This is a genomic window from Candidatus Pseudomonas phytovorans (genome assembly GCA_029202525.1).
GTDB lineage: Bacteria > Pseudomonadota > Gammaproteobacteria > Pseudomonadales > Pseudomonadaceae > Aquipseudomonas > Aquipseudomonas phytovorans.
The window spans coordinates 6,159,104-6,185,382 of the sequence record CP119325.1 but is presented as its reverse complement, the minus strand read 5'-3'; the positions used below and the strand labels follow the sequence as shown (position 1 = coordinate 6,185,382).

At 62.3% G+C, this 26,279-nt stretch carries 24 protein-coding genes, 1 tRNA gene and 1 pseudogene; 14 read left to right on the top strand and 12 right to left on the bottom strand.

From position 1 onward, the window contains the following. Positions 1-3 precede the first annotated feature (3 nt). Together P0Y58_27410 and P0Y58_27405 are read left to right on the top strand one after the other, a co-directional pair. A complete protein-coding gene (locus P0Y58_27410) occupies positions 4-552 on the top strand; it encodes a single-stranded DNA-binding protein (protein ID WEK30563.1) in 549 nt (182 codons plus the stop codon). Between the two features lie 267 nt (positions 553-819). Further along, positions 820-1,689 (top strand): DMT family transporter, encoded by an 870-nt coding sequence (locus tag P0Y58_27405; protein WEK30562.1) that lies wholly within the window; start codon positions 820-822, stop codon positions 1,687-1,689. A 106-nt stretch (positions 1,690-1,795) separates the two neighbouring features. Here the strand turns inward: P0Y58_27405 and P0Y58_27400 are convergent, their stop codons facing one another. Further along, on the bottom strand, positions 1,796-2,278 hold the full coding sequence (locus P0Y58_27400; protein WEK30561.1) for a heme-binding protein: 483 nt from the start codon (positions 2,276-2,278) through the stop codon (positions 1,796-1,798). Between the two features lie 387 nt (positions 2,279-2,665). On the opposite strand from P0Y58_27400, the gene fdnG reads away from it, so the two are divergent. From fdnG to P0Y58_27365, 7 genes are all read left to right on the top strand, one after another. Next, the gene (gene fdnG, locus P0Y58_27395) at positions 2,666-5,734 is read left to right on the top strand and encodes a formate dehydrogenase-N subunit alpha (protein WEK30560.1); all 3,069 of its coding nucleotides are present in this window, start codon (positions 2,666-2,668) and stop codon (positions 5,732-5,734) included. Then, on the top strand, positions 5,734-6,684 hold the full coding sequence (gene fdxH / locus P0Y58_27390) for a formate dehydrogenase subunit beta (GenBank protein ID WEK30559.1): 951 nt from the start codon (positions 5,734-5,736) through the stop codon (positions 6,682-6,684). The genes fdnG and fdxH overlap by 1 nt, the downstream gene beginning before the upstream one ends. Continuing rightward, entirely contained in the window at positions 6,681-7,337 is a 657-nt protein-coding gene (locus P0Y58_27385) for a formate dehydrogenase subunit gamma (protein ID WEK30558.1), read from the top strand. Before fdxH ends, P0Y58_27385 begins: the two co-directional genes overlap by 4 nt. A 4-nt stretch (positions 7,338-7,341) precedes the next feature. Further along, positions 7,342-8,268 (top strand): formate dehydrogenase accessory protein FdhE, encoded by a 927-nt coding sequence (fdhE, locus tag P0Y58_27380; GenBank protein WEK30557.1) that lies wholly within the window; start codon positions 7,342-7,344, stop codon positions 8,266-8,268. Positions 8,269-8,359: 91 nt separating this feature from the next. Beyond that, on the top strand, positions 8,360-9,787 hold the full coding sequence (gene selA, locus P0Y58_27375; GenBank protein ID WEK30556.1) for an L-seryl-tRNA(Sec) selenium transferase: 1,428 nt from the start codon (positions 8,360-8,362) through the stop codon (positions 9,785-9,787). Next, complete coding sequence (gene selB, locus P0Y58_27370; protein WEK30555.1) at positions 9,784-11,706, top strand: selenocysteine-specific translation elongation factor; 1,923 nt, start codon at positions 9,784-9,786, stop codon at positions 11,704-11,706. The genes selA and selB overlap by 4 nt, the downstream gene beginning before the upstream one ends. A 6-nt stretch (positions 11,707-11,712) precedes the next feature. Further along, a tRNA-Sec gene (locus P0Y58_27365) sits at positions 11,713-11,808 on the top strand. A gap of 5 nt (positions 11,809-11,813) precedes the next feature. Here the strand turns inward: P0Y58_27365 and P0Y58_27360 are convergent. Together P0Y58_27360 and P0Y58_27355 are read right to left on the bottom strand one after the other, a co-directional pair. Continuing rightward, the gene (locus P0Y58_27360) at positions 11,814-12,803 is read right to left on the bottom strand and encodes an asparaginase (GenBank protein ID WEK30554.1); all 990 of its coding nucleotides are present in this window, start codon (positions 12,801-12,803) and stop codon (positions 11,814-11,816) included. A 72-nt stretch (positions 12,804-12,875) separates the two neighbouring features. Further along, on the bottom strand, positions 12,876-14,318 hold the full coding sequence (locus tag P0Y58_27355) for an alanine/glycine:cation symporter family protein (protein WEK30553.1): 1,443 nt from the start codon (positions 14,316-14,318) through the stop codon (positions 12,876-12,878). Positions 14,319-14,496: 178 nt separating this feature from the next. Here P0Y58_27355 and P0Y58_27350 point away from each other — a divergent pair, with 178 nt between their 5' ends. After that, on the top strand, positions 14,497-15,306 hold the full coding sequence (locus P0Y58_27350) for a helix-turn-helix transcriptional regulator (GenBank protein ID WEK30552.1): 810 nt from the start codon (positions 14,497-14,499) through the stop codon (positions 15,304-15,306). 11 nt (positions 15,307-15,317) lie between these two features. On the opposite strand, the gene P0Y58_27345 is transcribed toward P0Y58_27350, so the two are convergent. Beyond that, positions 15,318-16,163, bottom strand: coding sequence for an alpha/beta hydrolase (locus tag P0Y58_27345; GenBank protein WEK30551.1), 846 nt, complete (start codon positions 16,161-16,163; stop codon positions 15,318-15,320). Between the two features lie 8 nt (positions 16,164-16,171). Further along, a pseudogene (locus P0Y58_27340) lies at positions 16,172-16,962 on the bottom strand (TSUP family transporter). A 269-nt stretch (positions 16,963-17,231) separates the two neighbouring features. On the opposite strand from P0Y58_27340, the gene P0Y58_27335 reads away from it, so the two are divergent. Next, a complete protein-coding gene (locus P0Y58_27335) occupies positions 17,232-18,116 on the top strand; it encodes a sugar nucleotide-binding protein (GenBank protein ID WEK30550.1) in 885 nt (294 codons plus the stop codon). After that, positions 18,109-19,041: an NAD-dependent epimerase/dehydratase family protein gene (locus P0Y58_27330; GenBank protein WEK30549.1), complete on the top strand. Its 933-nt coding sequence runs from the start codon at positions 18,109-18,111 to the stop codon at positions 19,039-19,041. Before P0Y58_27335 ends, P0Y58_27330 begins: the two co-directional genes overlap by 8 nt. Before the next feature lie 30 nt (positions 19,042-19,071). Here the strand turns inward: P0Y58_27330 and P0Y58_27325 are convergent, their stop codons facing one another. Next, positions 19,072-19,515 carry a helix-turn-helix domain-containing protein gene (locus P0Y58_27325; GenBank protein WEK30548.1) on the bottom strand — a complete coding sequence of 148 codons (444 nt, stop codon included), beginning with the start codon at positions 19,513-19,515 and terminating at the stop codon, positions 19,072-19,074. 101 nt (positions 19,516-19,616) lie between these two features. Between P0Y58_27325 and P0Y58_27320 the strand changes: the two genes are divergently transcribed. After that, on the top strand, positions 19,617-20,822 hold the full coding sequence (locus P0Y58_27320; protein WEK30547.1) for an MFS transporter: 1,206 nt from the start codon (positions 19,617-19,619) through the stop codon (positions 20,820-20,822). Here P0Y58_27320 and P0Y58_27315 read toward each other — a convergent pair. The 5 genes from P0Y58_27315 to P0Y58_27295 form a co-directional block, all read right to left on the bottom strand. After that, positions 20,810-21,493, bottom strand: a complete 684-nt coding sequence (locus P0Y58_27315) for an outer membrane beta-barrel protein (GenBank protein WEK30546.1) — start codon at positions 21,491-21,493, stop codon at positions 20,810-20,812. The two genes, P0Y58_27320 and P0Y58_27315, sit on opposite strands and share 13 nt — an antisense overlap. Before the next feature lie 109 nt (positions 21,494-21,602). Beyond that, positions 21,603-22,115, bottom strand: coding sequence for a DUF3299 domain-containing protein (locus P0Y58_27310; GenBank protein ID WEK30545.1), 513 nt, complete (start codon positions 22,113-22,115; stop codon positions 21,603-21,605). A gap of 126 nt (positions 22,116-22,241) precedes the next feature. After that, positions 22,242-23,507, bottom strand: a complete 1,266-nt coding sequence (locus P0Y58_27305; protein ID WEK30544.1) for an ABC transporter permease — start codon at positions 23,505-23,507, stop codon at positions 22,242-22,244. Then, positions 23,507-24,217 (bottom strand): ABC transporter ATP-binding protein, encoded by a 711-nt coding sequence (locus P0Y58_27300; GenBank protein WEK30543.1) that lies wholly within the window; start codon positions 24,215-24,217, stop codon positions 23,507-23,509. The genes P0Y58_27305 and P0Y58_27300 overlap by 1 nt, the downstream gene beginning before the upstream one ends. Before the next feature lies 1 nt (position 24,218). Continuing rightward, a complete protein-coding gene (locus P0Y58_27295) occupies positions 24,219-24,794 on the bottom strand; it encodes a DUF2796 domain-containing protein (GenBank protein WEK30542.1) in 576 nt (191 codons plus the stop codon). A 129-nt stretch (positions 24,795-24,923) separates the two neighbouring features. Between P0Y58_27295 and P0Y58_27290 the strand changes: the two genes are divergently transcribed. Continuing rightward, on the top strand, positions 24,924-25,268 hold the full coding sequence (locus P0Y58_27290; protein WEK30541.1) for a hypothetical protein: 345 nt from the start codon (positions 24,924-24,926) through the stop codon (positions 25,266-25,268). Between the two features lie 136 nt (positions 25,269-25,404). Here the strand turns inward: P0Y58_27290 and trxA are convergent, their stop codons facing one another. After that, on the bottom strand, positions 25,405-26,277 hold the full coding sequence (gene trxA / locus P0Y58_27285) for a thioredoxin (protein WEK30540.1): 873 nt from the start codon (positions 26,275-26,277) through the stop codon (positions 25,405-25,407). Positions 26,278-26,279 lie beyond the last annotated feature (2 nt).

Sequence of the window (26,279 nt, the reverse complement as noted above, 5' to 3'; positions counted from 1 at the left end):
GTTATGGCCCGTGGGGTTAACAAAGTCATTCTGGTCGGCACCTGTGGCCAGGATCCCGAAGTCCGCTACCTGCCCAACGGTAACGCCGTGACCAACCTGAGCCTGGCCACCAGCGAGCAGTGGACCGACAAGCAGTCGGGCCAGAAGGTCGAGCGTACCGAGTGGCACCGTGTGTCGCTGTTCGGCAAGGTTGCCGAAATCGCCGGCGAGTACCTGCGCAAAGGTTCGCAGTGCTACATCGAAGGCAAGCTGCAGACCCGCGAGTGGGAAAAAGACGGCATCAAGCGTTACACCACCGAGATCATCGTCGACATCAACGGCACCATGCAGCTGCTCGGCGGTCGTCCGCAGGGTCAACAGCAGGGCGGCGACCCGTACAACCAAGGTGGCGGCAACTTCAACCAGGGTGGTGGCCAGCCGCAACAGTACAACCAGGCCCCGCCACGTCAGCAGGCCCAGCGCCCGCAGCAGCAACAGCGTCCGGCGCCACAGCAGCCTGCGCCTCAGCCGGCGGCTGACTTTGACAGCTTTGATGACGATATTCCGTTCTGATAAGAGCGGTTAGGCGTCTAGCTAGACCAGAAACCCAGGGTAGTTGCCCTGGGTTTTTTTATGGGCTGTCGTGCGACTCCCTGGCTTAAGGGACGCATAAGAGAACTTCTATGTGGTCGGTAGAGAGTCAATAGCTTGTAACAAACACGTGCGGAAGATCAGATAATTTACTTTGTATGTAGGACTCTTCTGAAGTTTTCGAATTGCCACCCATAAGCTCTTCTGCTGTTTAGTATCTCCTCTTGGTCAATCAGGGGGAGATAGGGCGTGGATGTAATGATGGGACTGTTAGCCGCTGTGCTCTGGGGGGCCACGGATTTCCTAGTGGGTGTTAATGCGCGGGCCGTTGGGATCAGGTGTGCAGTTTTTCTGGGCCAGCTTTTAGGTTTTCTCCTAATAGGAGGAATTGTCGCGACCTCTGCGGATCAACTGGAAAGAGTACAGTCGGCGCCTACGAGCGCATTGCTTTATGGCGGCATCGCAGCGCTATGTACGGTCCTTGGTGCATTGTCGTTATCCAAAGCCTTTGCTATCGGCAAGACAGTGGTGGTGGCGCCACTGGTCACTTCATATGGTGTCTTCACCACATTGTTGGCCTGGCTGGGAGGTGATGTGCTTTCGGTATTGCAAGTGTTCGGCCTGCTGGTCTGCTTTACTGGCGTGGTATTGGCCAGTAGCAGCGGTTCCAAGTCGGGCGGGTGTGAGCAAACTGTGAGTCGTTCAGTCATTGGTTTTGCACTACTGGCAGCGGGGCTTTATGGCGTCAGCTTTTGGCTCCAAGGTAAATATGCATTGCCGCTCCTAGGACCAGTGAACATGTTGGCGTTGGGGTATGCAACAGGCGTAATTATCCTGATGCCTGAAGCATTCAGACTCATGAGGGGCTGGGCGTCCATAGGTCTTAGGACTAGCGTGACATTGTGCTCTGCCAGCTTGTTTAACCTTGGCGGCTTTTCTGCCTTCTCTTGGGGGGCGATTAACGGGTCGCTATCCGTTGTTACGGTGATCAGTACGTTGTCAGGTGGCGTTGCCGCAATACTTGGCTTTGTATTTTATCAAGAACGTTTGTCGGGTTTTCAGCTATTGGGGGTAACTCTGGTTTTGGCAGGGGCCGTCTTGCTACATCTCGCCGGGTGATCTTGCGACGCCGGCAGGGCCAGGCTCATTTTTATTCGTTGTTGCGGGCTTCGGAGAGCGGGTATTGAAGATGCCGCATTCAGACCCCGAGTGCGGCTTCCTGGGCTTACAGTTCTTCAAGCGCCGCCTGGGCAAACTGTGCATCCAGCTCCGGCGTGGCACCGCTAATACCAATACCGCCGATATGCATGCCGTTCTTGTTCATGATCGGCAGGCCTCCTTCCAGCAAGGTGAAGCCCGGTAATGATGCATAGGGGTGGGCGGGGTGTGCGGAGCTGCGTTCGCCAAGTGCGCGCGAAGACAAGGGGAAGCGGGCAGAGGTGGCAGCCTTGAGTTGCGCCACCTTGATGCTGCCGCTGCTGGTGCCGTCCATGCGGTGGAAGTGTTTCAGGTTGCCATGGTTGTCGATGATGCTGATGACGATCGCGTAGCCTTGGGCAGAGGCCGCCCGTTCGGCGGCTGCGGTCATTTTTCGCGCTTGTTGCGACGTGAGTGGCGAAGGTGTTTCGCCCGAGGCAGCTGCAGAACTGGGGGCCAGGATGCCTGAGCCGGCGATTAGTACGCTCAGGAGGAGGGGCTTGATATTCATTGAGACAGATCCCTTTGTCGGAATTTGTTTCAACCTAGCCAGTTTCTGCTGGGAGTTATGTAGTCCATTTCCGACAGTGATGGGCGAAGTCAGCAGAATGGGTGAGGGCCGCCAGGTGCCCGCCACAACCCATGCAGCGCCTGTGAGATCGAGCGCCGCCCGCGCGGCGCTCGATCTCACAGGCACCATGGATCCCGAGGCAGGCACCTGGAAGCCCTCATGCAAACTTAAGACATGCACAATCAATCCCACCCCTGACCCATGTCATCGCACCTTCCCGATTCTTGACTAGTCTTAACCATTGGCGACCACCAAAAAGTCGCCACCGTGACTACCAAGAGGCGCCGGCCATGTTCCGTGCGTCCACCACCTGATCAGGAGTGCACGATGGACCTCAACCGTCGGCAATTCTTCAAGGTCGCCGCCGTCGGCCTTGGAGGCTCGAGTCTGGCGGCGTTGGGCATGGCCCCGACGCCGGCATTCGCCGAGCAGGTGCGCCACTTCAAGTTGGCGCATACCATCGAGACCCGCAATACCTGCCCCTACTGCTCGGTCGGCTGCGGCCTGATCCTGTACAGCCAGGGCGATGCGGGCAAAAACGTCAAACAGAACATCATCCACATCGAAGGTGACGCCGACCACCCGGTCAACCGCGGCACCCTCTGCCCGAAAGGCGCCGGCCTGCTGGACTTTATCCACAGCCCGAGCCGCTTGCAGTACCCCGAGGTGCGCAAGCCGGGCAGCCAGGAGTGGGTACGGGTCAGCTGGGACGAGGCGCTCGACCGCGTTGCCGGGTTGATGAAGCAGGACCGCGACGCCAACTTCATCGAGAAGAACGCCCAGGGGCAAACCGTCAACCGCTGGCTCACCACCGGTTTTCTTGCTGCCTCCGCCGCCTCCAGCGAGGCTGGCTACCTGACCCACAAGGTCGTCCGCGCAACAGGCATGCTGGGGTTCGATAACCAGGCACGTGTCTGACATGGCCCGACGGTGGCAAGTCTTGCCCCGACGTATGGCCGTGGCGCCATGACCAATCACTGGTCCGATATCGCCAACGCGAATCTGGTCCTGGTGATGGGTGGCAACGCAGCAGAAGCGCACCCGTGCGGCTTCAAATGGGTGACCGAGGCCAAGGCGCACAACAAGGCGCGGCTGATCGTGGTCGACCCAAGGTTTACCCGTACCGCTTCGGTGGCGGACTACTATGCGCCGATTCGTACTGGTACCGACATCGCCTTCATGGGCGGGCTGATCAACTACCTGCTGAGCACTGACAAGATCCAGCACGAATACGTGCACAACTACACCGACGTGTCGTTCATCGTCAAAGAGACCTATGGTTTCGAAGACGGGCTGTTCAGCGGCTACGACGAGGCCAAGCGTGTGTATGCCGACAAGTCCGGCTGGGGTTACGAGCTGGGTGAGGACGGTTTTGCCAAGGTCGACCCGACCCTGCAGCACCCTCGCTGCGTGTTCCAGCTGATGAAGCAGCACTACAGCCGTTATACCCCGGAACTGGCCAGCATGATCTGTGGCATGCCCCAGGATGCCATGATGAAAGTCTGGGAAGAGATTGCCACGTGCTCGGCACCGGGCAAGACCATGACGATTCTCTATGCATTGGGCTGGACGCAACACTCCATCGGTGCGCAGATCATCCGCAGTGCGGCCATGGTCCAGCTGCTGCTGGGCAACGTTGGCATGCCAGGGGGCGGGGTCAACGCCTTGCGCGGGCACTCCAACATCCAGGGCCTGACCGACCTCGGCCTGCTGTCCAACTCGCTGCCGGGCTACCTGACCCTGGCGGGCGATGCCGAGCAGGACTACGCCAGCTACATCGACAAGCGCGCGTCCAAACCACTGCGCCCGGGGCAGCTGTCTTACTGGCAGAACTACGGCAAGTTCCACGTGAGCTTGATGAAGGCCTGGTACGGCGCCAACGCCACGGCCGAAAACAACTGGGGCTACGACTGGCTGCCCAAGCTCGATGTGCCGGCCTACGACGTGCTGCGCATGTTCGAGATGATGGGCCAGGGCAAGGTCAACGGCTACGTGTGCCAAGGCTTCAACCCGATCGCCGCGCTGCCGGACAAGAACCGCGTTACTGCCGCCTTGGGCAAGCTCAAGTGGCTGGTGATCATGGACCCGCTGGCCACCGAAACATCTGAGTTCTGGCGCAACGCCGGGCCGTTCAACGATGTCGACACGGCCAGTATCCAGACCGAAGTGATCCGCCTGCCCACCACCTGCTTTGCCGAAGAAGATGGCTCGCTGGTCAACAGCAGCCGCTGGCTGCAGTGGCACTGGAAGGGCGCCGACGGCCCGGGCGAGACCCGTACCGATGTGCAGATCATGAGCGAGCTGTTCCTGCGCCTGCGTCAACGCTACCAGGCCGAGGGTGGCGCCTACCCTGACGCGATGATGAACATCAGCTGGCCGTACAAGATTCCTGACGAGCCATCTCCGGAGGAACTGGCCAAGGAAATGAACGGTTGGGCAGTCACCGACCTTACCGACGCCACTGGTGCAATGCTCAAGGCCGGCCAGCAGTTGTCAGGGTTCGCCCAGATGAAGGACGACGGCAGCACGGCATCCGGTTGCTGGATCTTTGCCGGCAGCTGGACCGAGCAGGGCAACCAGATGGCCCGTCGTGACAACAGCGACCCGTACGGCATGCACCAGGTGCAAAACTGGGCCTGGGCCTGGCCGGCCAACCGTCGCATCCTTTACAACCGTGCCTCCAGCGACCCGCAAGGCAAACCGTGGGACCCGGAGAAAAAGCGCCTGGTGTGGTGGAACGGCAAGGCCTGGACCGGTACCGACGTGCCGGATTTCAAAGTCGACTCGCCACCGGAAGCGGGCATGAACCCGTTCATCATGAACCCCGAAGGCGTGGCGCGTTTCTTCGCCATCGACAAAATGGCCGAAGGCCCGTTCCCCGAGCACTACGAGCCGTTTGAAACGCCGATCGGCATCAACCCGCTGCACCCACAGAACAAGAAGGTGGTCAGCAACCCGGCCGGGCGCATCTTCGATTCGGTGTGGGACACCCTAGGCACGCACCACGAGTTCCCCTATGCGGCGACCACGTACCGGCTGACCGAGCACTTCCACTTCTGGAGCAAGCACTGCCGGCTCAACGCCATTGCCCAGCCCGAGCAGTTCGTCGAGATCGGCGAGGTGCTGGCCAATGAGAAAGGCATCAAGGCGGGTGACCGGGTGCGGGTGTCGAGCAAGCGCGGGCATATCGATGCGGTGGCGGTGGTAACCAAGCGGATTCGCCCGCTGCAGGTCAACAACCAGACCGTGCACCAGATCGGCATCCCGCTGCACTGGGGCTTCACCGGCGCAACCCGGCATGGCTACCTGACCAACACCCTGGTGCCATTCCTTGGTGACGGCAACACCCAGACGCCAGAGTCCAAGTCGTTCCTCGTCAAAGTGGAGAAACTCTGATGGCCAGCCAAGACATCATCGCCCGCTCGGCCACCACCACCGTACCGCCTTCGGTACGCCAGCAGCAGGAAGTGGCCAAGCTGATCGACACCACCAAGTGCATCGGCTGCAAGGCCTGCCAGGTGGCATGTTCGGAATGGAACGAACTGCGTGACGAGGTCGGCCACAACCACGGCACCTATGACAACCCCCAGGACCTCACTGCCGAGACCTGGACCCTGATGCGCTTTACCGAGCACGAGCGCGACGACGGCAACCTGGAGTGGCTGATCCGCAAGGATGGCTGCATGCACTGCGCCGACCCAGGGTGCCTGAAGGCGTGCCCAAGCCCGGGGGCCATCATCAAACACGCCAACGGTATCGTCGATTTCAACCAGGACCACTGCATCGGTTGCGGCTACTGCATCACCGGCTGCCCGTTCAACATCCCGCGGATCTCGCAGAAGGACCACAAGGCGTACAAGTGCACCTTATGTTCCGACCGCGTGACCGTGGGCCTGGAGCCGGCCTGCGTGAAAACCTGCCCGACCGGGGCGATCGTGTTCGGCAGCAAGGAAGAAATGAAGGTGCACGCCGCCGAGCGCATCGTCGACCTGAAGTCACGGGGCTACGACAACGCTGGGCTGTACGACCCGGATGGCGTCGGTGGCACCCATGTGATGTACGTGCTGCATCATGCCGACACGCCGAGGCTGTACGCCGGCTTGCCGGACCAGCCGGTGATCAGCTCGCTGGTGGGGCTGTGGAAGGGCTTTACCAAGCCGCTGGCGCTGTTGGCCATGGGTGCCGCGGTGTTGGCCGGGTTCTTCCACTATGTGCGGGTTGGCCCGCAACGGGTAGAGGAGGACGAGCACCCCACGTCGCCCGATGACAGCGTGCATCAGGTGGACCCGGCAGTGCACGTTTACGATCCGAAGCAGCCCGGTGGGCAAGGGGAGCAGCGGCCATGAACGACAACAAACCTATCCTGCGCTACAACGCCAACGAGCGGACCAACCACTGGATCGTCGCCATCCTGTTCTTCATGGCCGGGCTTTCCGGGCTGGCGCTTTTCCACCCAGCGCTGTTTTGGCTCAGCCACCTGTTCGGTGGAGGGCCGTGGACACGCATATTGCACCCGTTCATGGGTGTGGCGATGTTCGTTTTTTTCCTCGGCCTGGTGATCCGCTTCTGGCGCGCCAACTTCATCACCGCGAATGACCGCCTGTGGTTGCGTCGCATTGATCGGGTGATGGTCAATCGTGAGGATGGCGTGCCACCCATTGGCAAGTACAACGCCGGGCAGAAGCTGCTGTTCTGGACCCTGCTGTTGTGCATGCTGGTGCTGCTGGTCAGTGGTGTGGTGATCTGGCGGGCGTACTTCAGCCATTGGTTCGGCATCGATGTCATTCGCTTGTCTGCACTGCTCCACGCGCTGGCGGCGTTCGTGCTGGTCCTCAGCATCATCGTGCACATCTACGCCGGCATCTGGATCAAGGGTTCGATCGGCGCCATGCTGCATGGTTGGGTAAGCCGCGCCTGGGCACGCAAGCACCATGAGTTGTGGTACCGCGAAGTGACTGGCGACAAGACGCCGGGCAATCACGGACGAAAAGAAGGATGAGCGCTTGAGCACGATACTTGAACCTGGGCAGATCGAAGCATCGGCGGTGATGCCGCCGTTTCTGCACCTGCCCCCCGCCGATCTGTTCGAACTGCGCGCCGTGCGCCTTGAGCATCTGGCCGAAGGCAACGCGCTTGGCGATTACCTGCAACTGATTGCTCGGTTATGCCGCATCCAGCAGCAGCTTGTGGATAACCCGCCCGCTGGTGTGCCAGTGGCCGAGGAACGTCAGCGCCTGTGCATAAGTCATGGCTTGCCGCCGCTGGCGGCTGACAGCCTGGTGCGCGAAGGTCCTTGGCTGATTTGGTTGCAGGCCCTCCTGGAGCACTTCAACGGTGAAATCAGTGGCCCGCTGGGTGAGGCGTTGCAGGTGCTGCGTGGCAGTGATGACGAACAGCGCAAGGGCTGGGGCATTGCTTTGCTTGCCGGCCAATACGACGCGGTGCCTTCAGCACTGGTACCGTTCCTTGGGGCTGCGCTGCAGGCAGCCTGGTCCAGTTGGTTGCTGGCGCTGCCAGCGCCTGAGTTGAAACCAGCCGGCAGCCTGGCGCAGTGCCCGGCCTGCGGTTCGCCGGCAATGGCCGGGGTGGTGCGTAACCGCGGCAAGCATAATGGCCTGCGCTATCTGGCCTGTTCGCTGTGTGCGTGTGAATGGCATGTGGTGCGGGTCAAGTGCGTGTACTGCGAGTCGAGCAAGGACTTGCGCTATACCAGCCTTGAAGATGACCGCCATGCGCCGGGCAAGGCGCCGCTGCGTGCGGAATGTTGCCCGGAGTGCGACAGCTACCTGAAGCAGAACTATCTGGAGAACGACGCGGCGGCCGAGCCGCTGGCCGACGACCTAGCCAGCCTGGCGCTGGATATGCGCCTGGACGAGGAGGGCTTCCATCGGCTGGCGCCCAACCTGATGCTCGCGCCTGGGAGTGGGTGAGTGTCTACACTGAAACACCGAGTCGGCCTTTTCGCGGGCATGCCCGCGAAAGGGCCAGAACAGACAACGGACAAGTCCAAGGTAGTACCGCATGTCTTCAAGCCCCGCCAACGACACCCCACGCCTACCTTCCATCGACACACTCCTGCGCCACCCGGCCTGCCTCCCACTAATCGACCGGCACGGCCGCGACGCAGTCCTGGCTACCCTGCGCCAACTGCTCGACGACCTTCGCGAACCCACTCGCCAAGGCCAACTCACTCCCGCCGAACTGGCCCCCGATATCCTCTTGGGTCGCACCGGCGAACGTTTGGCAACCCAGCAACGCAGCCAGGTCCGCCGCGTGTTCAACCTCACCGGCACCGTGCTGCACACCAACCTCGGCCGCGCCCTGTTGCCCGAAGAAGCCATCGAGGCCATGCAAACCGCCGCCCGTTACCCGCTCAACCTGGAATTTGACCTGGCCACTGGCAAACGCGGCGACCGCGACGACCTGATCGAAGGCCTGATCCGTGAGCTGACCGGCGCCGAAGCCGTCACCGTGGTCAACAACAATGCCGCCGCCGTGCTGCTGGCGCTCAACAGCCTGGGTGCGCGCAAGGAGGGCATCATCTCCCGTGGCGAACTGATCGAGATCGGCGGCGCATTCCGCATTCCCGACATCATGGCCCGTGCCGGCGTGAAGTTGCACGAGATCGGCACCACCAACCGTACCCACGCCCGCGACTACGAGGCTGCCATCGGCCCGCGCACCGGCTTGCTGATGCGCGTGCATTGCAGCAATTACAGCATCCAGGGGTTCACCACCCAGGTGCCCACGGTTGAGCTGGCGCGTATCGCCCACCAACATGGGCTGCCGCTGCTTGAAGACCTGGGTAGCGGCAGCCTGCTCGACCTGACCCGCTGGGGCCTGCCCGCCGAGCCGACGGTACGCCAGGCCCTGGCCGACGGCGCAGATATCGTCACCTTCAGCGGCGACAAACTGCTGGGCGGGCCGCAAGCCGGGATCATCGTCGGGCGTAAAGAGCTGATTGCCAGGGTCAAGAAAAACCCGCTCAAGCGCGCGCTGCGCGTCGACAAGATTACCCTCGCCGCACTTGAGGCAGTGCTGGCCCTGTACCGCAACCCCGACCGCTTGGCCGAGCGCCTGCCCAGCCTGCGTCTGTTGACCCGCAGCCAGGCCGATATCCAGGCCCAGGCCGAACGCCTGGCCCCCGGGGTGAAGGCCCACCTCGGTGAGCAATGGTCTGTCAGCGTGGAGCCGGCGCTGGGCATGATCGGCAGTGGCAGCCAGCCGGTGGCACGCCTGCCAAGTGCAGCGCTGTGCCTGCGGCCACAGGTATCGAAGAAGTTGCGCGGGCGCAGCCTGCATGTACTGGAGCGGGCCTTGCGCAATCTACCGGTGCCGGTGCTCGGCCGTATCGATGACGACGCCCTGTGGCTGGACCTGCGCCAACTGGATGACGAAGCCCAGTGGCTGGCGCAGTTACCCGCCCTGCAATTGGGGCCCGTGCAGTGATCGTCGGTACCGCCGGCCATATCGACCATGGCAAGACCGCACTGCTGCAGGCGTTGACCGGGCAGGCCGGCGACCAGCGCCAGGAGGAGCGTGCCCGCGGCATGACCATCGACCTGGGTTATCGCTACGCGGCGCTGGCCGAAGGTGCACCGCTGACCGGCTTTATCGATGTGCCCGGCCACGAGCGTTTTATCCACAACATGCTGGCCGGTGCCCAGGGTATCGACCTGGTGTTACTGGTGGTGGCGGCTGACGACGGGGTCATGCCACAGACCCGCGAGCACCTGGCGATCATCGAACTGCTGGGCATTCCTCAAGCGCTGGTGGCGATCAGTAAATGCGACCGGGTCGAGCCAGCACGCGTGGCTGAGGTTCAGATGCAAGTCAGCGAACTGCTGGCGCCAGGGCCGTATGCCGGGGCGCAGCAGTTTCCGTTGTCGAGCATCAGTGGGGAAGGCATCGCCACGCTGCGCCAGGCCTTGCTGGAGGCCGAAGCAGCGGTGCGCCAGCGCAGCGATGGCGGTGGTTTTCGCCTGGCCATCGACCGCGCTTTCGCGGTGACAGGTGCCGGCGTGGTGGTCACGGGCACGGCGCTGGCGGGGCGGGTCAGTGCTGGCGATACCTTGTTGCTGGGCAAGGCCGGCAAGCCGGTGCGGGTGCGTGGCCTGCATGCGCAGAACCAGGCCGCGCTGGTGGCTGAGGCGGGCCAGCGGGTGGCACTGAACATCACGGCCGAACGCCTGGCAATGGAGCAGGTGCATCGGGGTGACTGGCTGGTGCCCGAGTGGCTGCATGCACCCAGCATGCGGGTGGATATCGAGCTGAACCTGCTGCCGGGCGAGCCCCGCAGGTTTGAACATTTCAGCGCCGTGCACGTGCACCTCGGCACCCAGGATGTAACGGCCCGGGTGGCTTTGCTCGAAGGCGAGTCTTTGGCGGCGGGCCAGCACATGTTCGCCCAGTTGCTGCTCAATGCGCCGTTGCAGGCCGTGCACGGCGATCGCCTGGTGCTGCGTGACCAGCGTGCCCAGCGCACGTTGGGGGGCGGAAAGGTACTCGACCCGTTCGCGCCAAGCCGTCAGCGACGCAGCGATGAGCGCCTGCGCCAGTTACAGGTGCTACGAGATGCCAAGGACCTGGAGCAGGCCCTGCCGGCACTGCTCGCCAACGCCGTTGGTGGCATTGACCCACAGCGGCTTGAGCGGCAATTCAATCGCCTGCGCGCAACATGGCAGTTGCCGGAAGGGGTGATGGTGGTGGCCACACGGCAGGGCCATTTGTTGTTCGCCAAGGACCAATGGCAAGCGCTGAAGCAACAGGTGCTGCAGCAATTGGCGCGTTTCCATGAGCAGGAGCCAGACCAGCTCGGCCCGGACCGTGACCGCCTGCGCCGCTTTGCGGCATTGCCCCTGGAGCGGCCGGCGTTCGTCAGCTTGCTGGATGAACTGCTGAATGATGGCGCCATCGCCAGCAGCGGGCCATGGCTGCACCTGCCGGAGCACAAGGTACAGTTGAGCGAAGCCGATAGCGTGTTATGGGCGCGACTGGAGCCGAAGTTGCTGGCGGGGCAATACGACCCGCCCTGGGTCAGGACATTGGCCAGTGAGGAGATCTGTGCTGAAGCCGATGTGCGCCTGCTGCTGCGCAAGCTGGCCCGGCTGGGCCTGGTGCATCAGGTGGTACGTGACCTGTTCTACCCCGAGGCGACGCTACAGCGCATGGCAGAGCAACTGCTGGGCCAGGCCAGGGAAACGTCGGTAGTGCAGGTGGCCGCGTTTCGCGATATGTTGGGCATCGGTCGCAAGCGCAGTGTGCAGATTCTTGAATACTTCGACCGCATCGGCCTGACCCGGAGGGTCGCCGACCAGCGTCACATCCGCGCCGACAGCGCCTTGGCCCAGCAACAGGCCAGACTCTGAGTTCAAGGAAGGCAATCGCGCCCGGTGGCGCGGCCGGGCTTCAAACCCGGTTGGGGACGGCAGCCGTTCCCGGGCAGGTTCGACTCCCGCTGCCTTCCGCCATTTTCCTATGCCCGCTCCCCACATAGATCCAGGGCAAACCACTGTTCTGCTGCATCTACATCCAGCCCGGCCCCCAGCAACGCAACCATCTTGCCCAGCGCCGCCTCACGGGTCATGCCACCACCACTGACCAGCCCGGCCCCGCGCAAGCGGTTGCCCGCCGCGTAGGTATCGAACACAACCGACCCTTCAGGGCATTGGCTGATAGCCGCCAGCATCACACCGCGCTGGCGCGCCGCACGCAGCACCTCCAGCAACGCTTGGTCATCCGACGGGCCGGTGCCGCTGCCGTAGCATTCAAGCAGCAACCCTTGCACGCCACTGTCCAGCACCCCTTGCAGGTGCGCGGCCTGTAGGCCCGGGAACACCGGCATTACTGCCAGATTGACCGGCTGGCGCGGGTGTCTGAAACCAAGCTCGGCCGGGATCGCCGCAGCACGTTCGCTGTCACGATGGCGCGGCAGTGCGGCAAAGGCGTCGAACGCCTCGCTACGCAGTTTAGAGGCCCGGCAGCCATGCAGCAGCTGGCCATGGAAGTACAGCTGCACGCCATCTTCCAGGCCTTGTTCGAACTGGTTCAGCGCACCACACAGGTTGGGCCAGGCATCGCTGTCCGGGGCGCCTGCCGGCAGCATCGAGCCGGTCAGCAGTATCGGCACTGGCAAGCCCAGCAGCAGAAACGACAAGGCCGCCGCGCTGTAGGCCAGGCTGTCGGTGCCATGCAGCACCAGCACGCCATCATGGCCAGCCACATCCACTGCTTCGACGATGGCGTCGCGCATTGCCAGCCAGTTGTGCTGCTGCATGTTGGCGCTGTCGAGCAGCGGGTTCAGCTCCTGCAAGGTCCAGTGCACCTGCGGTGCATCGGCCACCTGGGCGAAGTGTTCACGCATCCGCGCTTCAAAGCCACCGGCCGGCGCCAGGCCTTCCGGGGTTTCGAGCATGCCGATGGTGCCACCGGTATAGAGAACGAGAAGATTCTTGACTGCACGCATGGAAAACATCCGTAGCGGTGAGCGGAGAAAGAAAAGCCGCCCACGGAAGGGGCGGCTGGGCAGGGGAGGATATCAGCGCTGTGGCTGAGCTTGGCCGGCTGCTTTGTCAGCGCCTGTTTCCACCTGCGGATTGGCAGGCCAGGCATCGCGGTCCAGGTCCAGGTCGGCGAACTTGGCCGAGTCGAACACAGGCTGGCCGATACCGGCTTTGCGCTGGTCGTCGTAGTCGCGCATGACGCGCAGGCCGACCTTGAACAGCAGGGCCAGGGCGACCAGGTTGACGAACGCCAGGCAGGTCATGGTGATGTCGGCAAAGGCGAACACGGTCGACAGGTCTTGCATCGAGCCCCACACCACCAGTGCCAGCACCAGGCCACGGAACACCATCAGCACCACGCGATTGCGGGTGAGGAACTGCAGGCTGTTCTCGCCCAGGTAGTAGTTGTAGAGGATGCAGGTGAACACGAACAGCGACAGTGCCACGCTCACGAATACACGGCCCCAGTCACCGACCACGGCAGCCAGCGAGTTTTGGGTCAGGACAATGCCGTCACCCTCGAAGCCCGGGGTGTAGAAGCCCGACAGCAGGATCAGCAGTGCGGTACAGGTGCAGATCACGAAGGTATCGAGGAACACACTGAAGGCCTGAACCACGCCTTGAGCGCCCGGGTGTTTCACGGCGGCCACGGCGGCGACGTTCGGCGCACTGCCCAGGCCCGCTTCGTTGGCGAACACGCCACGCTTCACGCCCATGACGATGGCGCTGCCGAGCAGGCCGCCGAACGCCGGGTCGAGGCCGAAGGCGCTCTTGAAGATGGTTTCCAGCATGGCTGGCACGTGTTCGATCTGGGTGCCGATCACGTACAGGGTCACGCCGATGTAGGCCAGGGTCTTGATCGGTACCAACAGGTCCGACACAGCGGCGATGCGCTTGATGCCGCCGATGAAGGTGATGGCCAGCAGCACGGCCAGCACGAGACCGGTCTGGCTTGGGGCAAAGTCAAAGGCGTTCTGCAGCGAGTGGGTCACGGTGTACGACTGCAGGCCGATAAAGGCGAAGCCGTAGGTGACCAGCAGCAGGATCGAGAACACGATGGCCATGCTCTTGCGCTTGAGGCCGTGCTGGATGTAGTAAGCCGGGCCGCCACGGTACAGGCCATCGCCGTCGGCGCGCTTGTAGACCTGGGCCAGGGTGCATTCGAAGAAGCTGCTGGACATGCCCACCAGTGCGGTGACCCACATCCAGAACACGGCGCCTGGGCCACCCAAGGTCACGGCGATACCGACACCGGCAATGTTACCGGCGCCAACACGGCCGGCCAGGCTCAGCATCAGGGCCTGGAAGGAGCTCAGCTGGCCTGCCTGGCCACGCAGCGATTCCTTGAACACGGTGAACATGTGGCCGAAATGACGGAACTGAACAAAACGCGAACGGATAGTGAAGTAGCTACCCAGCCCTACGATCAGCACGATGAGGAGTTTCCCCGAGAGGAAATCGTTGAGTACTTCGAGCATTGGAAAATGACCTCGATTCTTATTCTTCGTGTGGAATGACCAGCGGACGGCAGGCGCACCGCTATTCGTTGGGGCGAATGGTTGGCCATGACAAGAGTCGTTACAATTTCGCGGGTTGCTCTGACTTGATGCGACTTGATGCTACAATGGCGTCATTCGCGTCACCTGGATTCCGCACATGAGCGATCATTTCGCTACCAACCTGAAGCTGGCCTGCAGCCACTACCGCTCTATCTCCGAAGTTTGCCGGCAGCTCTCGATCAACCGCGCGCAGTTCAACAAGTACCTGAGCGGGCAGAGCCGTCCGACGGCGTTCAACCTCAAGCGTATTGGCGACTTCTTCGGCGTCGAGGATTACGAACTGAACCTGCCGGCCGAGCAGTTTTCCCGGCTGATCGGCGCCCGGGTGTCCACCCTGGCCGAGCAGCCCAGCGACCCGATCAGCGAACTGTTCCGTCCGCTGCACGATCATGCGGGCAACCTGTCGCGCTATTGCGGTTATTACTTCGAGTATTCCAACTGCATGTCGGTGCCGGGCACGATCCTGGTCTCGCTGGTGCACCTATGGGAGGAGCGCGGCCGCTTCCTGTTCGAGCGCCAGGAGCGCCAGGAACGTTCAAGCGGCAACGACCAGCATGCCGAGGTGCGTTGCCGCTACCTGGGCGCTGCGTTCCAGTTGCAGGACCGGGTGTTTCTGATTGATTACGAGTCGCTCACCTTCAACGAAATGAGCCAGACCATCCTCATCCCCAGCTTCAAGAGCCGCATTACCCGCCTCAATGGCCTCAAGGCCGGGGTTTCCAGCGGCGACCGGCGTAACCCGGCTTGTACCCGTGTGGTGTGGGAATTCCTGGGAGAGGAGATCAATCGCATCAATGCCTATCGGCAGGTGAAACTGTACCGGCCGGACGATCCACGTATAGATGATGATGTACGGGAGCGCTTGAGCGTGGGGCCGTTACGTAACAGTCTGTTCGAGATCGAGTAATGCTCAAACTGTCAGGCGTCTTCGAGGATGAAAGCCTCCACGGCGCTGGCAACCTGATCCGCAATCGCTGGCGTACTGCGTAAGTGGGCTGCGATGCCATGGTCGCAGTCGGTCAGAAACAGGCATTGAAAGCGCGTTGCTGGAACTGATTGCATCAGGGCCTGGGTAACTTCTTCAGGAATCGGGCTGTAGCGCTCGGCACCGGCCAGCCACAGGCTACCTGCACTGGTCCCCGGGTTTTTGCCAAATCGTTGTGAGTTGAGCCCGTCATACTCGCCAATCACCATCAGCACTCTGCCTTGGAACTGCTTGAGGAAGGCGTAGCTGTCGCTGTCCAGAAAGCCGTAGGGCTTGCTGATGGCCGCGGTAAATGCCGGGCCAAACGGCGCCCGGTGGGCATCATCTGGATAAACTGCCGGGCAGATCAACACGATGCTGTCCACTTGCGGCAACCGTGCTGCAAGTTTCAGCGTGATTGCCGCGCCCAGGCTGTGGCCGATCAGTGTTCGGCATCGAGGTGCGATATGCGTATGAAACCGCTGTGCCTCTTCGAGGTTGGTCGCCAGTGACGGTGCCACTGCACCTGGCTCGCTGGCGAGGCTGTGACCAGAAAGATTGCCAGTGAGCGACCCGATGCCAGCGGCTTGCAACCGATAGAGCAGTGGGTTGAGCCGGGTAAAGTCCGAGCGCGCGCCACCCAGCACGAATGCCGGCGCTGAGCGTTCGGTATCAGGTACCAGCAACCGGGCTTGCTGCTGGTAGTTCCCAAACGCTTCGTTGATAAACAGTTCTCTGCCTGGGGCGGGTTCGTCAAATTGCCATTTCAGACGCTGAGAAGATCCCTTTTGCACGTGCATGGCGCCCTCTAGAAAAACTGATCAAGCCATTCGCCGAGTGGATTGCCCGTGTCGAGCAGTAGTTTGAATGCCATGATGATGCAGACACTGACCAGCAACGGCTTTATGAGGCGAGAGCCGAAACGAACTGCGCAGCGCGCACCTAGTTGTGCACCCAGAAAGGCGGCAATCGCCATTGCCAGCGCCAGCGGCCAGATGATCGCTCCGCTGAGTAAAAAGACTGACAACGCGCCCAGGTTGCAGGCTGCGTTCAAAAGCTTGCTGGTGCACACGGCCTGTATCAGCTGCTGGCCTAGTAGAACTACGCAGGCCAGCATGAAGAACGAGCCGACGCCGGGGCCAAAGATACCGTCATAAAACCCAATGATTGGCGCAACCGTTACGCAGAACAGGCTAGTCGATAACTTCGCCTTGCGCGCCTGCTCATTCGGCTTTGGACTAAAGGCAAAGTAAATTGCGATCAGGATCAGCAAGGGTGGGACGCATGCCTGCAAAAGGCTTTTGGGCACGTAGGTTATGGATAAGGCCCCAGAGCCCCTCCGATAAACGACATGACCGCCATTGGACTGCCCCGCCTCCAGTCGATCATGCCTTTACGGGCGAAAGCACATGTAGCCGAAACGGTCGCCGAAGCGGCTTGGAATTTATTGGTCGCAATTGCTGCCAAGGGTTCTATACCGGCGATAAATAGCACAGGGAGCGTGATCAAGCCTCCGCCTCCGGCGATAGCATCGAAAAAGCCGGCCATGAGTGCAACGAGCGCGAGTATCAGAACAAGCGTCAAATCGATTTCGATCAGAGACATTGAACGTTCCTTGTACTTCTTGGGAGGAAGCTCCCTGGCTGGCAAGCAAGAGAGTCAACTATTCAATGCAGTTACGCCTCTGCGGGAAAGTCAGCTCTTTCCTGATGTGTCGTAGGAAATTTTTCTGCCGGGCTGTGTCGTCCTGTGAAACTTCAGATCCACTACCCCCTGAGGCCTTGACGAGGCTCGACGTTGGACTTCCCCGCCCGGAAACCGCAAAATGACCCCTTTCCTTCATCAACCTCTCCGGATCTGCTGACTCTATGCGTATGCGCCTAATGCTGTTGGGTGGTGGCAATGCCCTCGGGCAAGCGCTGATTCGTCTTGGGGCCGAGGAGGACATCACTTTCCTGGCACCGCGCCCGCCCGAGAACGGCTGGACACCAGCCAGCCTCACTCAGTTGCTCGACGATCACCGCCCCGAAGCCTTGGTCAACCTGGCCTATTACTTCGACTGGTTCCAGGCCGAGTCAGTCAGCGAGCAACGCCTGGCTCAACAGGAGCGGGCAGTGGAGCGGCTGGCAGAGCTGTGCCAGCACCATCAGATCACCTTGGTGCAGCCTTCCAGCTACCGGGTGTTCGATGGTTCGCGGGCCACGGCCTACAGCGAAAAGGACGAGCCCGTGCCGCTGGGCCTGCGTGGCCAGGCGCTTTGGCGCATCGAGCAGAGCGTGCGTGCGGCCTGCCCACAGCATGTATTGCTGCGCTTTGGCTGGTTGCTCGACGAGAGCATCGACGGGTCGCTGGGCCGCTTCCTGACCCGTGCCGAGCAACCGCAAGAGCTGCTGCTGGCCGATGACCGGCGGGGCAACCCGACACCGGTCGACGATGCCGCCCGGGTGATCCTGTCGGTGCTCAAGCAACTCGATTGCAGTGCGCCGCTGTGGGGCACCTACCATTACGCCGGCAACGAGGCGACCACGCCGTTGGCGCTGGGCCAGGCGATCCTTACCGAAGCAGGCCAGTACCGCCAGCTGGCCGTGCAGGCGCCGACGCCGCAGGCCCATGCCGCGCGGCCGGACGCCAGCGAAGAGCCGCAGCACGCCGTACTGGCATGCAAGAAAATCCTTCATACCTTCGGCATCAAGCCGCGTGCCTGGCGCGCTGGCTTGCCGCCCCTACTTGACCGGTTCTACCGCCATGGCTGACGCCCCCATCCTGATCACCGGCGGTGCCGGCTTCATTGGCTCCCACCTGTGCGATGCGTTGTTGGACAAAGGCTACGCCGTGCGCATTCTCGACGACTTCTCCACTGGCCGGCGAAGCAACCTGCAGGTTGACCACCCACGGCTGCAACTGATCGAAGGCGATGTCGCCGACGCGGGGCTGGTCACGCAGGCTGCGGCAGGCTGCAGTGCCGTGGTGCACCTGGCGGCGGTGGCTTCGGTGCAGGCCTCGGTCGAAGACCCGGTGCGTACCCACCAGAGCAACTTCATCGGCACCCTCAACGTGTGCGAAGCCATGCGCGTGCAGGGGCTGCGCCGGGTGTTGTTCGCCTCCAGCGCGGCGGTGTACGGCAACAATGGCGAGGGTGAGTCGATCGCCGAAGACACGCCCAAGGCGCCGCTGACCCCCTACGCAGTGGACAAGCTGGCCAGTGAGCAGTACCTGGACTTTTACCGACGCCAGCATGGGCTGGAGCCGGTGGTGTTCCGCTTCTTCAATATTTTCGGGCCACGCCAGGACCCGTCCTCGCCGTATTCCGGGGTAATCAGCATTTTCTGCGAGCGTGCCGTGCAGGGCTTGCCGATCACCATCTTTGGCGATGGCGAGCAGACCCGCGACTTCCTTTACGTGGGTGACCTGGTGCAGGTGATGGTGCAGGCGCTGGAGCAGCCGCAGGTCGAGGAGGGGGCGGTGAACATCGGCCTCAACCAGGCCACCTCGCTGAACCAGTTGCTGGTGGCACTGGAGCAGGTGGTGGGCAAATTGCCGGCGATCAGCCATGTGGCGGCGCGTTCGGGTGATATTCGCCATTCGCGGGCGGATAACCAGCGGTTGCTGGCGCGGTTCGAGTTTCCGCAGGCGACGCCGATGGTCGAGGGCCTGGCCAAGCTTCTCGGTAAAAGCTGATAACGCTGGGGCTGCGCAGCAGCCCCAAAGTCACCCGTGCCGCACAACTCTGCGCAGGCAATCCTCTGCTGCCAAGGCCCGCCCATCCTGGGTCCGCACCTGTAAAGTCTCAAGGGCTTGTCCGGTAGCCCCTTCCACCAACTCCGAACGCGCCTCACCCACCTCAAACAGATACCGCTCCCCCCACTGCCTCAAGCCAACCACCACCGGAAACACCGACCGCCCTTTCTCGGTCAGTACATATTCCTTGTACGCACTGCCATCCGATGCTGGCTGTGTCATCAGTAGCCCACTTTCCACCAACAGCTTGAGCCGTGAGGCGAGGATGTTCTTCGCCAGCCCCAGGTTTTTCTGAAACTCGCTGAAGCGCCGCAAGCCATCGAATGCGTCGCGCAGGATCATCAACGCCCAGCGATCACCCAATACCTCCAGGGCTCGGGCCACGGGGCATTGCGCATTGTTTTCATCGAGCATGAAGTAAGCCTGTTCTGGATATCTGGTTGCAGATTAAAACTACATTTGCTAAATAGCCAGAAGTGGTTTCAAATCGAAACCAACTTAACGAGGCCTGCCCGATGACTTCTGTGCTGACACGCGGGATAACCCTGCTGCTTGCCATCACCAGCGCCATGGCGGTGGCGACGGTGTACTTCGCCCAACCTTTGCTTGAATCGATGGCTGCCGACCTGGGCGTGGCGCAGCAGCAGATTGGCTGGGTCGTCGGCGCGACCCAGGCAGGTTACGCCCTGGGGCTGCTGCTGATCGTGCCGCTGGGGGACCTGATCGACCGTAAACGCCTGCTGCTGGGCCAGTTGCTGTTCTCGGCCGTGGCGCTGGTGGGCGTCGGCATGGCGCCCAGCTGGGCGATGTTGCTGCTGGCCTTGGCCGTCACCGGGCTGATGGCCGTCATGGTGCAGGTAATGGTGGCGCATGCGGCCGGCCTGGCCTCACCCGGTCAGCAAGGCCGGGCCGTGGGCACCGTTACCAGCGGCGTGGTACTGGGGATTCTGTTGGCGCGCCTGGTGGCGGGTGGGTTGGCCGACCTGACGGGTTGGCGCAGTGTTTATCTGGTTGCTGCAGGGCTGCTGATGCTGTTGGCCCTGGTGCTGTGGCGCAACCTGCCCAGCGGGCAACCGCCATTGCAGCGGTCGGGTTATCGGGCGATGCTCGTGTCCCAGTGGCGTCTGTATCGGGAAGACCGGCTGCTGCGCCAGCGTGGTGTGTTTGGCGTGTTGATCTTCGCTGCGTTCAGTGTGCTATGGAGCACCATGGTCATGCCCCTCAGCGCTGCGCCATTGGCTTTGAGCCATACAGAGATCGGCCTGTTCGGCCTGGCAGGTGTTGCAGGTACTTTGGCGGCATCGCGCGCCGGTCGCCTGGCCGACCAGGGTCTGGGAGAGCGCACCACCGGGCTGGCGCTGGCCGTGCTGACGCTGTCGTGGTTGCCCACGGCCTTTATCGGGCATTCGCTACTGGTCTTCGTGCTCGGTGTGCTGATGCTGGACTTTGCCGTGCAGGCGGTGCATGTCACCAACCAGACGTTGTTGCTGGCAGGGCGTGGCGCGATGGCCAGCCGCTTGATTGGCGCCTACATGTGCTGCTATTCGCTTGGCAGCGGGCTGGGGGCGGTGCTTGCGAGTTGGGTGCATGCCCACTGGGGTTGGGCTGCGGTGTGTGGGCTTGGCATGGCCATCAGCGCAACAGCGCTGGGCTACTGGCTATGGCTACAGCGCGCAAGGGCGGCCGAAGCCGCCCTGCAGTGTTCAGGTCAGAACTTGTAGCCAAGGCCGACCATGTAAACCCATGGGTCTACTTCGACGTTTACCTTGGTCTTGCTGTAACCCAGCGCGGTCGGCCCGTTGACGCTGGCCTTGGTGTCGATGTCGACATACCAGACGGAGGCGTTGACCAGCAGGTTGTCGGTCAGCATGTAGTCCATGCCCAACTGGCCGGCAATACCTACCGAATCCTGCAGCTTGAGGTTGCTGAAGCCTTGTTGCTTGCGGGCGCTGCTCAGGTCTTCGTCAAAGAACAGTGTGTAGTTGATACCGACACCGGCGTACGGCTGGAAGCGCGAATTCGGCTCCATCGGGTAGTACTGCAGCGACAGGGTCGGCGGCAGTTGCTTGATGTCCGCCAGCTTGCCGTCCAGCCCGCCGCCCAGGCCTTTTACGCCGACGGTGTGCTTGAACGGGGTGGCTGCCAGCAGTTCCAGGCCGATATGGTCGGTGAGCATGTAGGCAAAGGTCAGGCCCAATTGGGTGTCGCTGTCCAGGGTCGCTTTGGTGCCAGACACCTTGTTACCGTCGAACTTCAGGTCGCCGCTGCTCTCGTTCGGGGCAGTGGTGATGGCGCCTGCGCGCAGGATCATGTCCCCTGCCTGGTAGGCGTGGGCGGCAGGGGCGGCGAGCGCAAGGGCCACAAGCGAGGCGCCGAGCAAAGACTTGTTCATGGAAGCTCCCAAAGGACGTTATTAATCGAGTAGTCCAATGGTACGGAGCTGTCTAAACGGATTGTTTGACCCAGCTCAAAGAAGCGGCGTTACGAATTCGAAGCGGTTCTCATTTCAGCTCATAAGCGTATATTTTCTCGGCTTCCATCTGGTAGCCGGCGTCGGCCAGCTCGCTGCTGGAGGCTCTAACCTGCATCTTTCCCTCGATCCAGTAGGGCTGGTAAAGGTCTTCGACGCGCACGCCCATCTCGCTGAAAATATGCACGATCTGGTTCGACGGAGGGGGCGGTACGTGGATGCACGCGCCGTAGTAAGGGACCAGCAGGAATTCGGTGGTGCGGCCTTCTTCACTGACCTCCAGTGGCACGATGTAGCCAGGCAGCTTGACCTGCTGGCCGTCGAGGCTTTTTACCACGGGTGCGTCGGGTGCCTGCTGGCGTGCGGGTGGGGCGGACTCGGCAGACAAGGCGTTGCTGAGCTGCGACATGTCGTGCAGCGGTGCCAGCTGCGGCGGGATGACCGGCGCGCCTTCGGGGATCAGGGCAGGCCAGTCCAGCTCCTTGGGGTCGGCGGCCCATAGGGGCATCGCGACCAACAGCAGCAGGGCTAGCAGCATGTGCATTGCCGGCCTCTTCGCGAGCATGCCCGCTCCCACAGGTCTTGCGCAAGGTTCGAAACCTGTGGGAATCCCTGTGGGAGCGGGCGTGCCCGCGAAGAAGGCAGTGAGGTACTTGATCATTACTGGCACTCAGAGGTGTATGGACAGGCCATCGGCCAACGACTGCCGATAAGCCCGCCACGCCGGCACACTGCCCATCAGCAGGGCGGCCCCGAGGATGATAGCCAGCAAGTTCCATTCGTGAGCACTCGGCAGCGCCAGTGGCAAATACAAACCATAGTTGGCCTGCACGTACCCTTGCGCCAGGGCAATCCCCGCATACAGCAAGCCAAGCCCGGCCACGATCCCGACCGCTGCCAGCGACAATGCCTCCAGCACCAGCAGCCCCGCGATATGCCATGGCCTTGCACCTACCGAGCGCAAGATCGCCATCTCCCGCCGGCGCTCGTTGAGGCTAGTGAGAATCGCTGTGAGCATGCCGATCAGACCGGTCAGCACCACGAACAGCGACACCACGAATAACGCTTGTTCCGCCGTGCCCATCAGGCTCCAGAGTTCTTGCAGGGCTACCCCAGGCAGGATCGCCAGCAACGGCTCGCTGCGGTACTCGTTGATCTCCCGCTGCAGGCTGAAGGTTGCGATCTTGTTGTTCAGGCCCAGCATGAACGCGGTGATGGCGGCAGGTTGCAGGTCCATCGTGCGTGCCTGCTCGGCGCTGATGCGTCCGGCGCCACGGGCGGGCACGCCGTTGTGCCAGTCGATGTGGATGGCCTCCATACCGCCCAGGCTGATATGCAGGGTGCGGTCGACCGGTGTGCCGGTGCGCTTGAGCACACCCACTACGGTGAACGGCTTGTCGTCATGCTTGACCAGGCTGATGGCTGCCACGCCGTGGGCCAGCACCAGTTTGTCGCCCAGCTTGTAGTGCAACGCATCGGCCACTTCAGCGCCTAGCACCACCTCGAACGGGTCGCTGGCAAACTCACGCCCCTGACTCAGTTCCAGATGCTGGCGACGGCCGTACTGGTAATGGCTGAAGTAGTCACTGGTGGTACCCATCACTCTGTAGCCGCGGTGCGAATCGCCCAGCGAAATAGGGATCGCCCACTTCACTCGTGGGTCCTGGGCATAGTGCTGGAAGCTGTCCCAACGGATGTTGTTGGTCGCGTTGCCAATGCGAAACACCGAATACAGCAGCAGGTTCACCGAACCGGAGCGGGCGCCGACGATCAGGTCGGTGCCGCTGATGGTGCTGGCGAAGCTGGCGCGGGCTTCGGTGCGAACGCGTTCCACGGCCAGCAGCAGGCACACTGACAGGGCGATGGCAAAGGCGGTGAGAAAGGCGGTGAAGCGGCGGTTGGCCAGGCTGGCCAGGGCAAGGCGAAGCAGGTACATCAGGCCTCCCGGGGCTTGGCGGCGCGGTTGAGTTCGGTCAGCGACAGGTGGCGGTCGAACAGCGGCGCCAGGCTCTGGTCGTGGCTGACGAACAGCAGGCTGGCACCGGCTGCGCGGCATTCATCGAACAGCAGGCGGATGAACGCTTCGCGGGTATCGGCGTCCAGCGCCGAGGTCGGTTCGTCGGCGATCACCAGTTCTGGCTGGCCGATCAATGCACGGGCTGCGGCAACCCGTTGCTGTTGGCCGATCGACAGGCTGTCGGCGCGCCGGGCAAGCAAGGCGGGGTCGTCCAGGCCCAGGTGGGCCAGCAGTGTGCTGGCCGCCTGGTCGACACTGCCATGACGCTGCTCGGCGCGGGCTTTGCGGCTGTGCGAGAAGCGGCAGGGCAACTCGACGTTTTCACGTACCGAGAGGAACGGCAGCAGGTTGAACTGCTGGAAGATGTAACCCGTGTGATCGACCCGGAAGCGGTCACGGGCACCCTGGCCGAGCTTGCCGAGGTCCTGGCCGAGCAACTGGATGCGGCCCAGGGCCGGCACGTTCACCCCGCCCAGCAGGCCCAGCAAGGTGGTCTTGCCACTGCCGCTGGGGCCCTTGAGAAACAGGGCTTCACCCGCGTCCAGGCGAAATGCCGGAATATCCAGCAACGGCGGCTGACCTGCCCAGGCGAATACCAGGTCGTGCAGTTCGATCAACGGCTGGCTCATTTCAGAAGGCGACCACAGCCTTGGCGGGCGAGGTCTCGACGCCTTTCTGGCCGTTCGGGCCGATCAGTTGCACGTTGATTTTCTGCGTGGCCGGGAAGGCCTTGTACAGGGGCGCGAGGTCGATCTGGGCAAGTTTTTCCGGGGTGGCACAGGTCAGCTGGTAGTGGGCGTTGATGTCGCTGTGCACGTGGCCTTCTTCATGCTCGTCACCGTCGTCGTCAGCCTTGGCTGCGTCACCGAACAGCGGGCTTTCCAGTTCTTGCTGGTCTTCCTTGCAGCCTGCAGCCGCAGCAAGGCCGAACAGCTTCAGTGGTTGTTCGAGTTGCTGGCGCACGGCGGCTACCTTGGCCTTGTCGGCATCGCTGCTGGCGGCATGCTCAAAGCCCACCAGGTTCATGGCCGGGCTGTCCAGCTCCAGCTCCAGGGTGTTGCCATCGAGCACGACGTTGAGCTTGGCCACGCCATGCTCGTGTGCGCCAAGCGTGCCATGGGCGTGATCATGATCATGGTCATCGTGGGCATGGGCCGCGGCCAGTGGCAGCAAGGCGAAGGGCAGGGCGAGCAGCAGACGACGCATGGACGACTCCGGGGCGGGCTGGAAAGTTGAGTTATGTTATAACAATTTTTCTGTGCGCCGCCAGCCCGCGTGGCTAAGGTTTCATGTTGCGGTAGCATGGCTGCATTGACCTTGCTCAAGGAATGCATCATGAGAATTCGTGGACAGATTGGTGATTGGCCGGTGGACCTGACCATTGAGCTGGCGCCTGAAGAGTGGGCGCAACTGGGGCGGCAGGTCGAGGTGCCGGTAGTGGCGCAGGCAGCTGCGACAGTTGCGGTGGCGACGACGCTTAGGGATGACGGGCAATGGACTGCGGCGCGTGAGGTGTTGCGCCTTGCCGGGCAAATGAGCGGACCGGAGCTGCTGGATCGCCTGGAAGGGCTGGCGGGGAGCACGGCGGCGGGCAAACGGCTGCTGGTGCGCTTGCGGCACAGCAGTGAAGTGAAGGTGGAAAGTGGCGTAGATGCGCCGGTTTATCACTGGGTGGGATAAACCTGTATTGCCTGTTCGGGCCCCTTCGCGGGCACGCCCGCTCCCACAGGTATTCCACCAGTCTCGAATTCAGTGGATATCCTGTGGGAGCGGGCGTGCCCGCGAACGAGGGCGAAGCCCTCGCAATGGTTTGGAGCTAGAACATAGCCGCCGACAGCTTGCGACGATAAACGCCAACCAGCGGGTGATCCCCACCCAGCAACTCAAACACCTGCAGCATGGCTTTCTGCGGGAGCCCGTTCTCGTAGCCACGGTTACGCTGGAACAGCTTCAGCAGCCCATCCAGCGCCGCCTCGTACTGCTGGCGCGCCAGTTGCTGGATGCTCAGCTGATAAGCCGCTTCATCATCTTGCGGGTTCTGCGCCAAGCGGCTTTTCAGGTCAGCCACTTCCGGCAGGCTGGCAGCCTGGCGCAGGAAGGTCAGCTGCGCCTTGGCACCGGCCAATGCCGCTTTGTGCTCATCGGTCTTGACCGCATCCAGCACCACCTGGGCTTCACCCAGCTCACCGCGCTCGGCCAAGCAACGGGCGTACAGGATCAGCGCCTCGGCATTGCTGTTGTCTTCACCCAGTAGCGCTTGCAGCAGCGCTTCGGCTTCGGCAAAACGGCTTTCGGCAAACAGCGCCTTGGCCTGCTCCAGCGGTGTTGCGGTGGGCGCGGGTGGCAGTTGCACGTGTGGCTCAAGCATGGTGCGAATCGCCGACTCCGGTTGCGCACCGGCAAAACCGTCCACTGGCTGGCCGTCCTTGAACAGCACCACGGTCGGCAGGCTGCGGATGCCGAACTGGGTAACCACCTGTTGCTCGACGTCGCAGTTGATCTTGGCCAGCAGCAACTCGCCCTGGTAACCCTCGGTGATCTTGGCCAGCAACGGCATCAGTGCCTTGCACGGCGCACACCACTCGGCCCAGAAGTCCACCAGCACTGGCTTGTGGAAAGAGTTCTCGATCACCAGTTGCTGGAAGGTGGCATCGGTGGCGTCGAAAATGTAAGGCGTGTCTTGGGTCATCG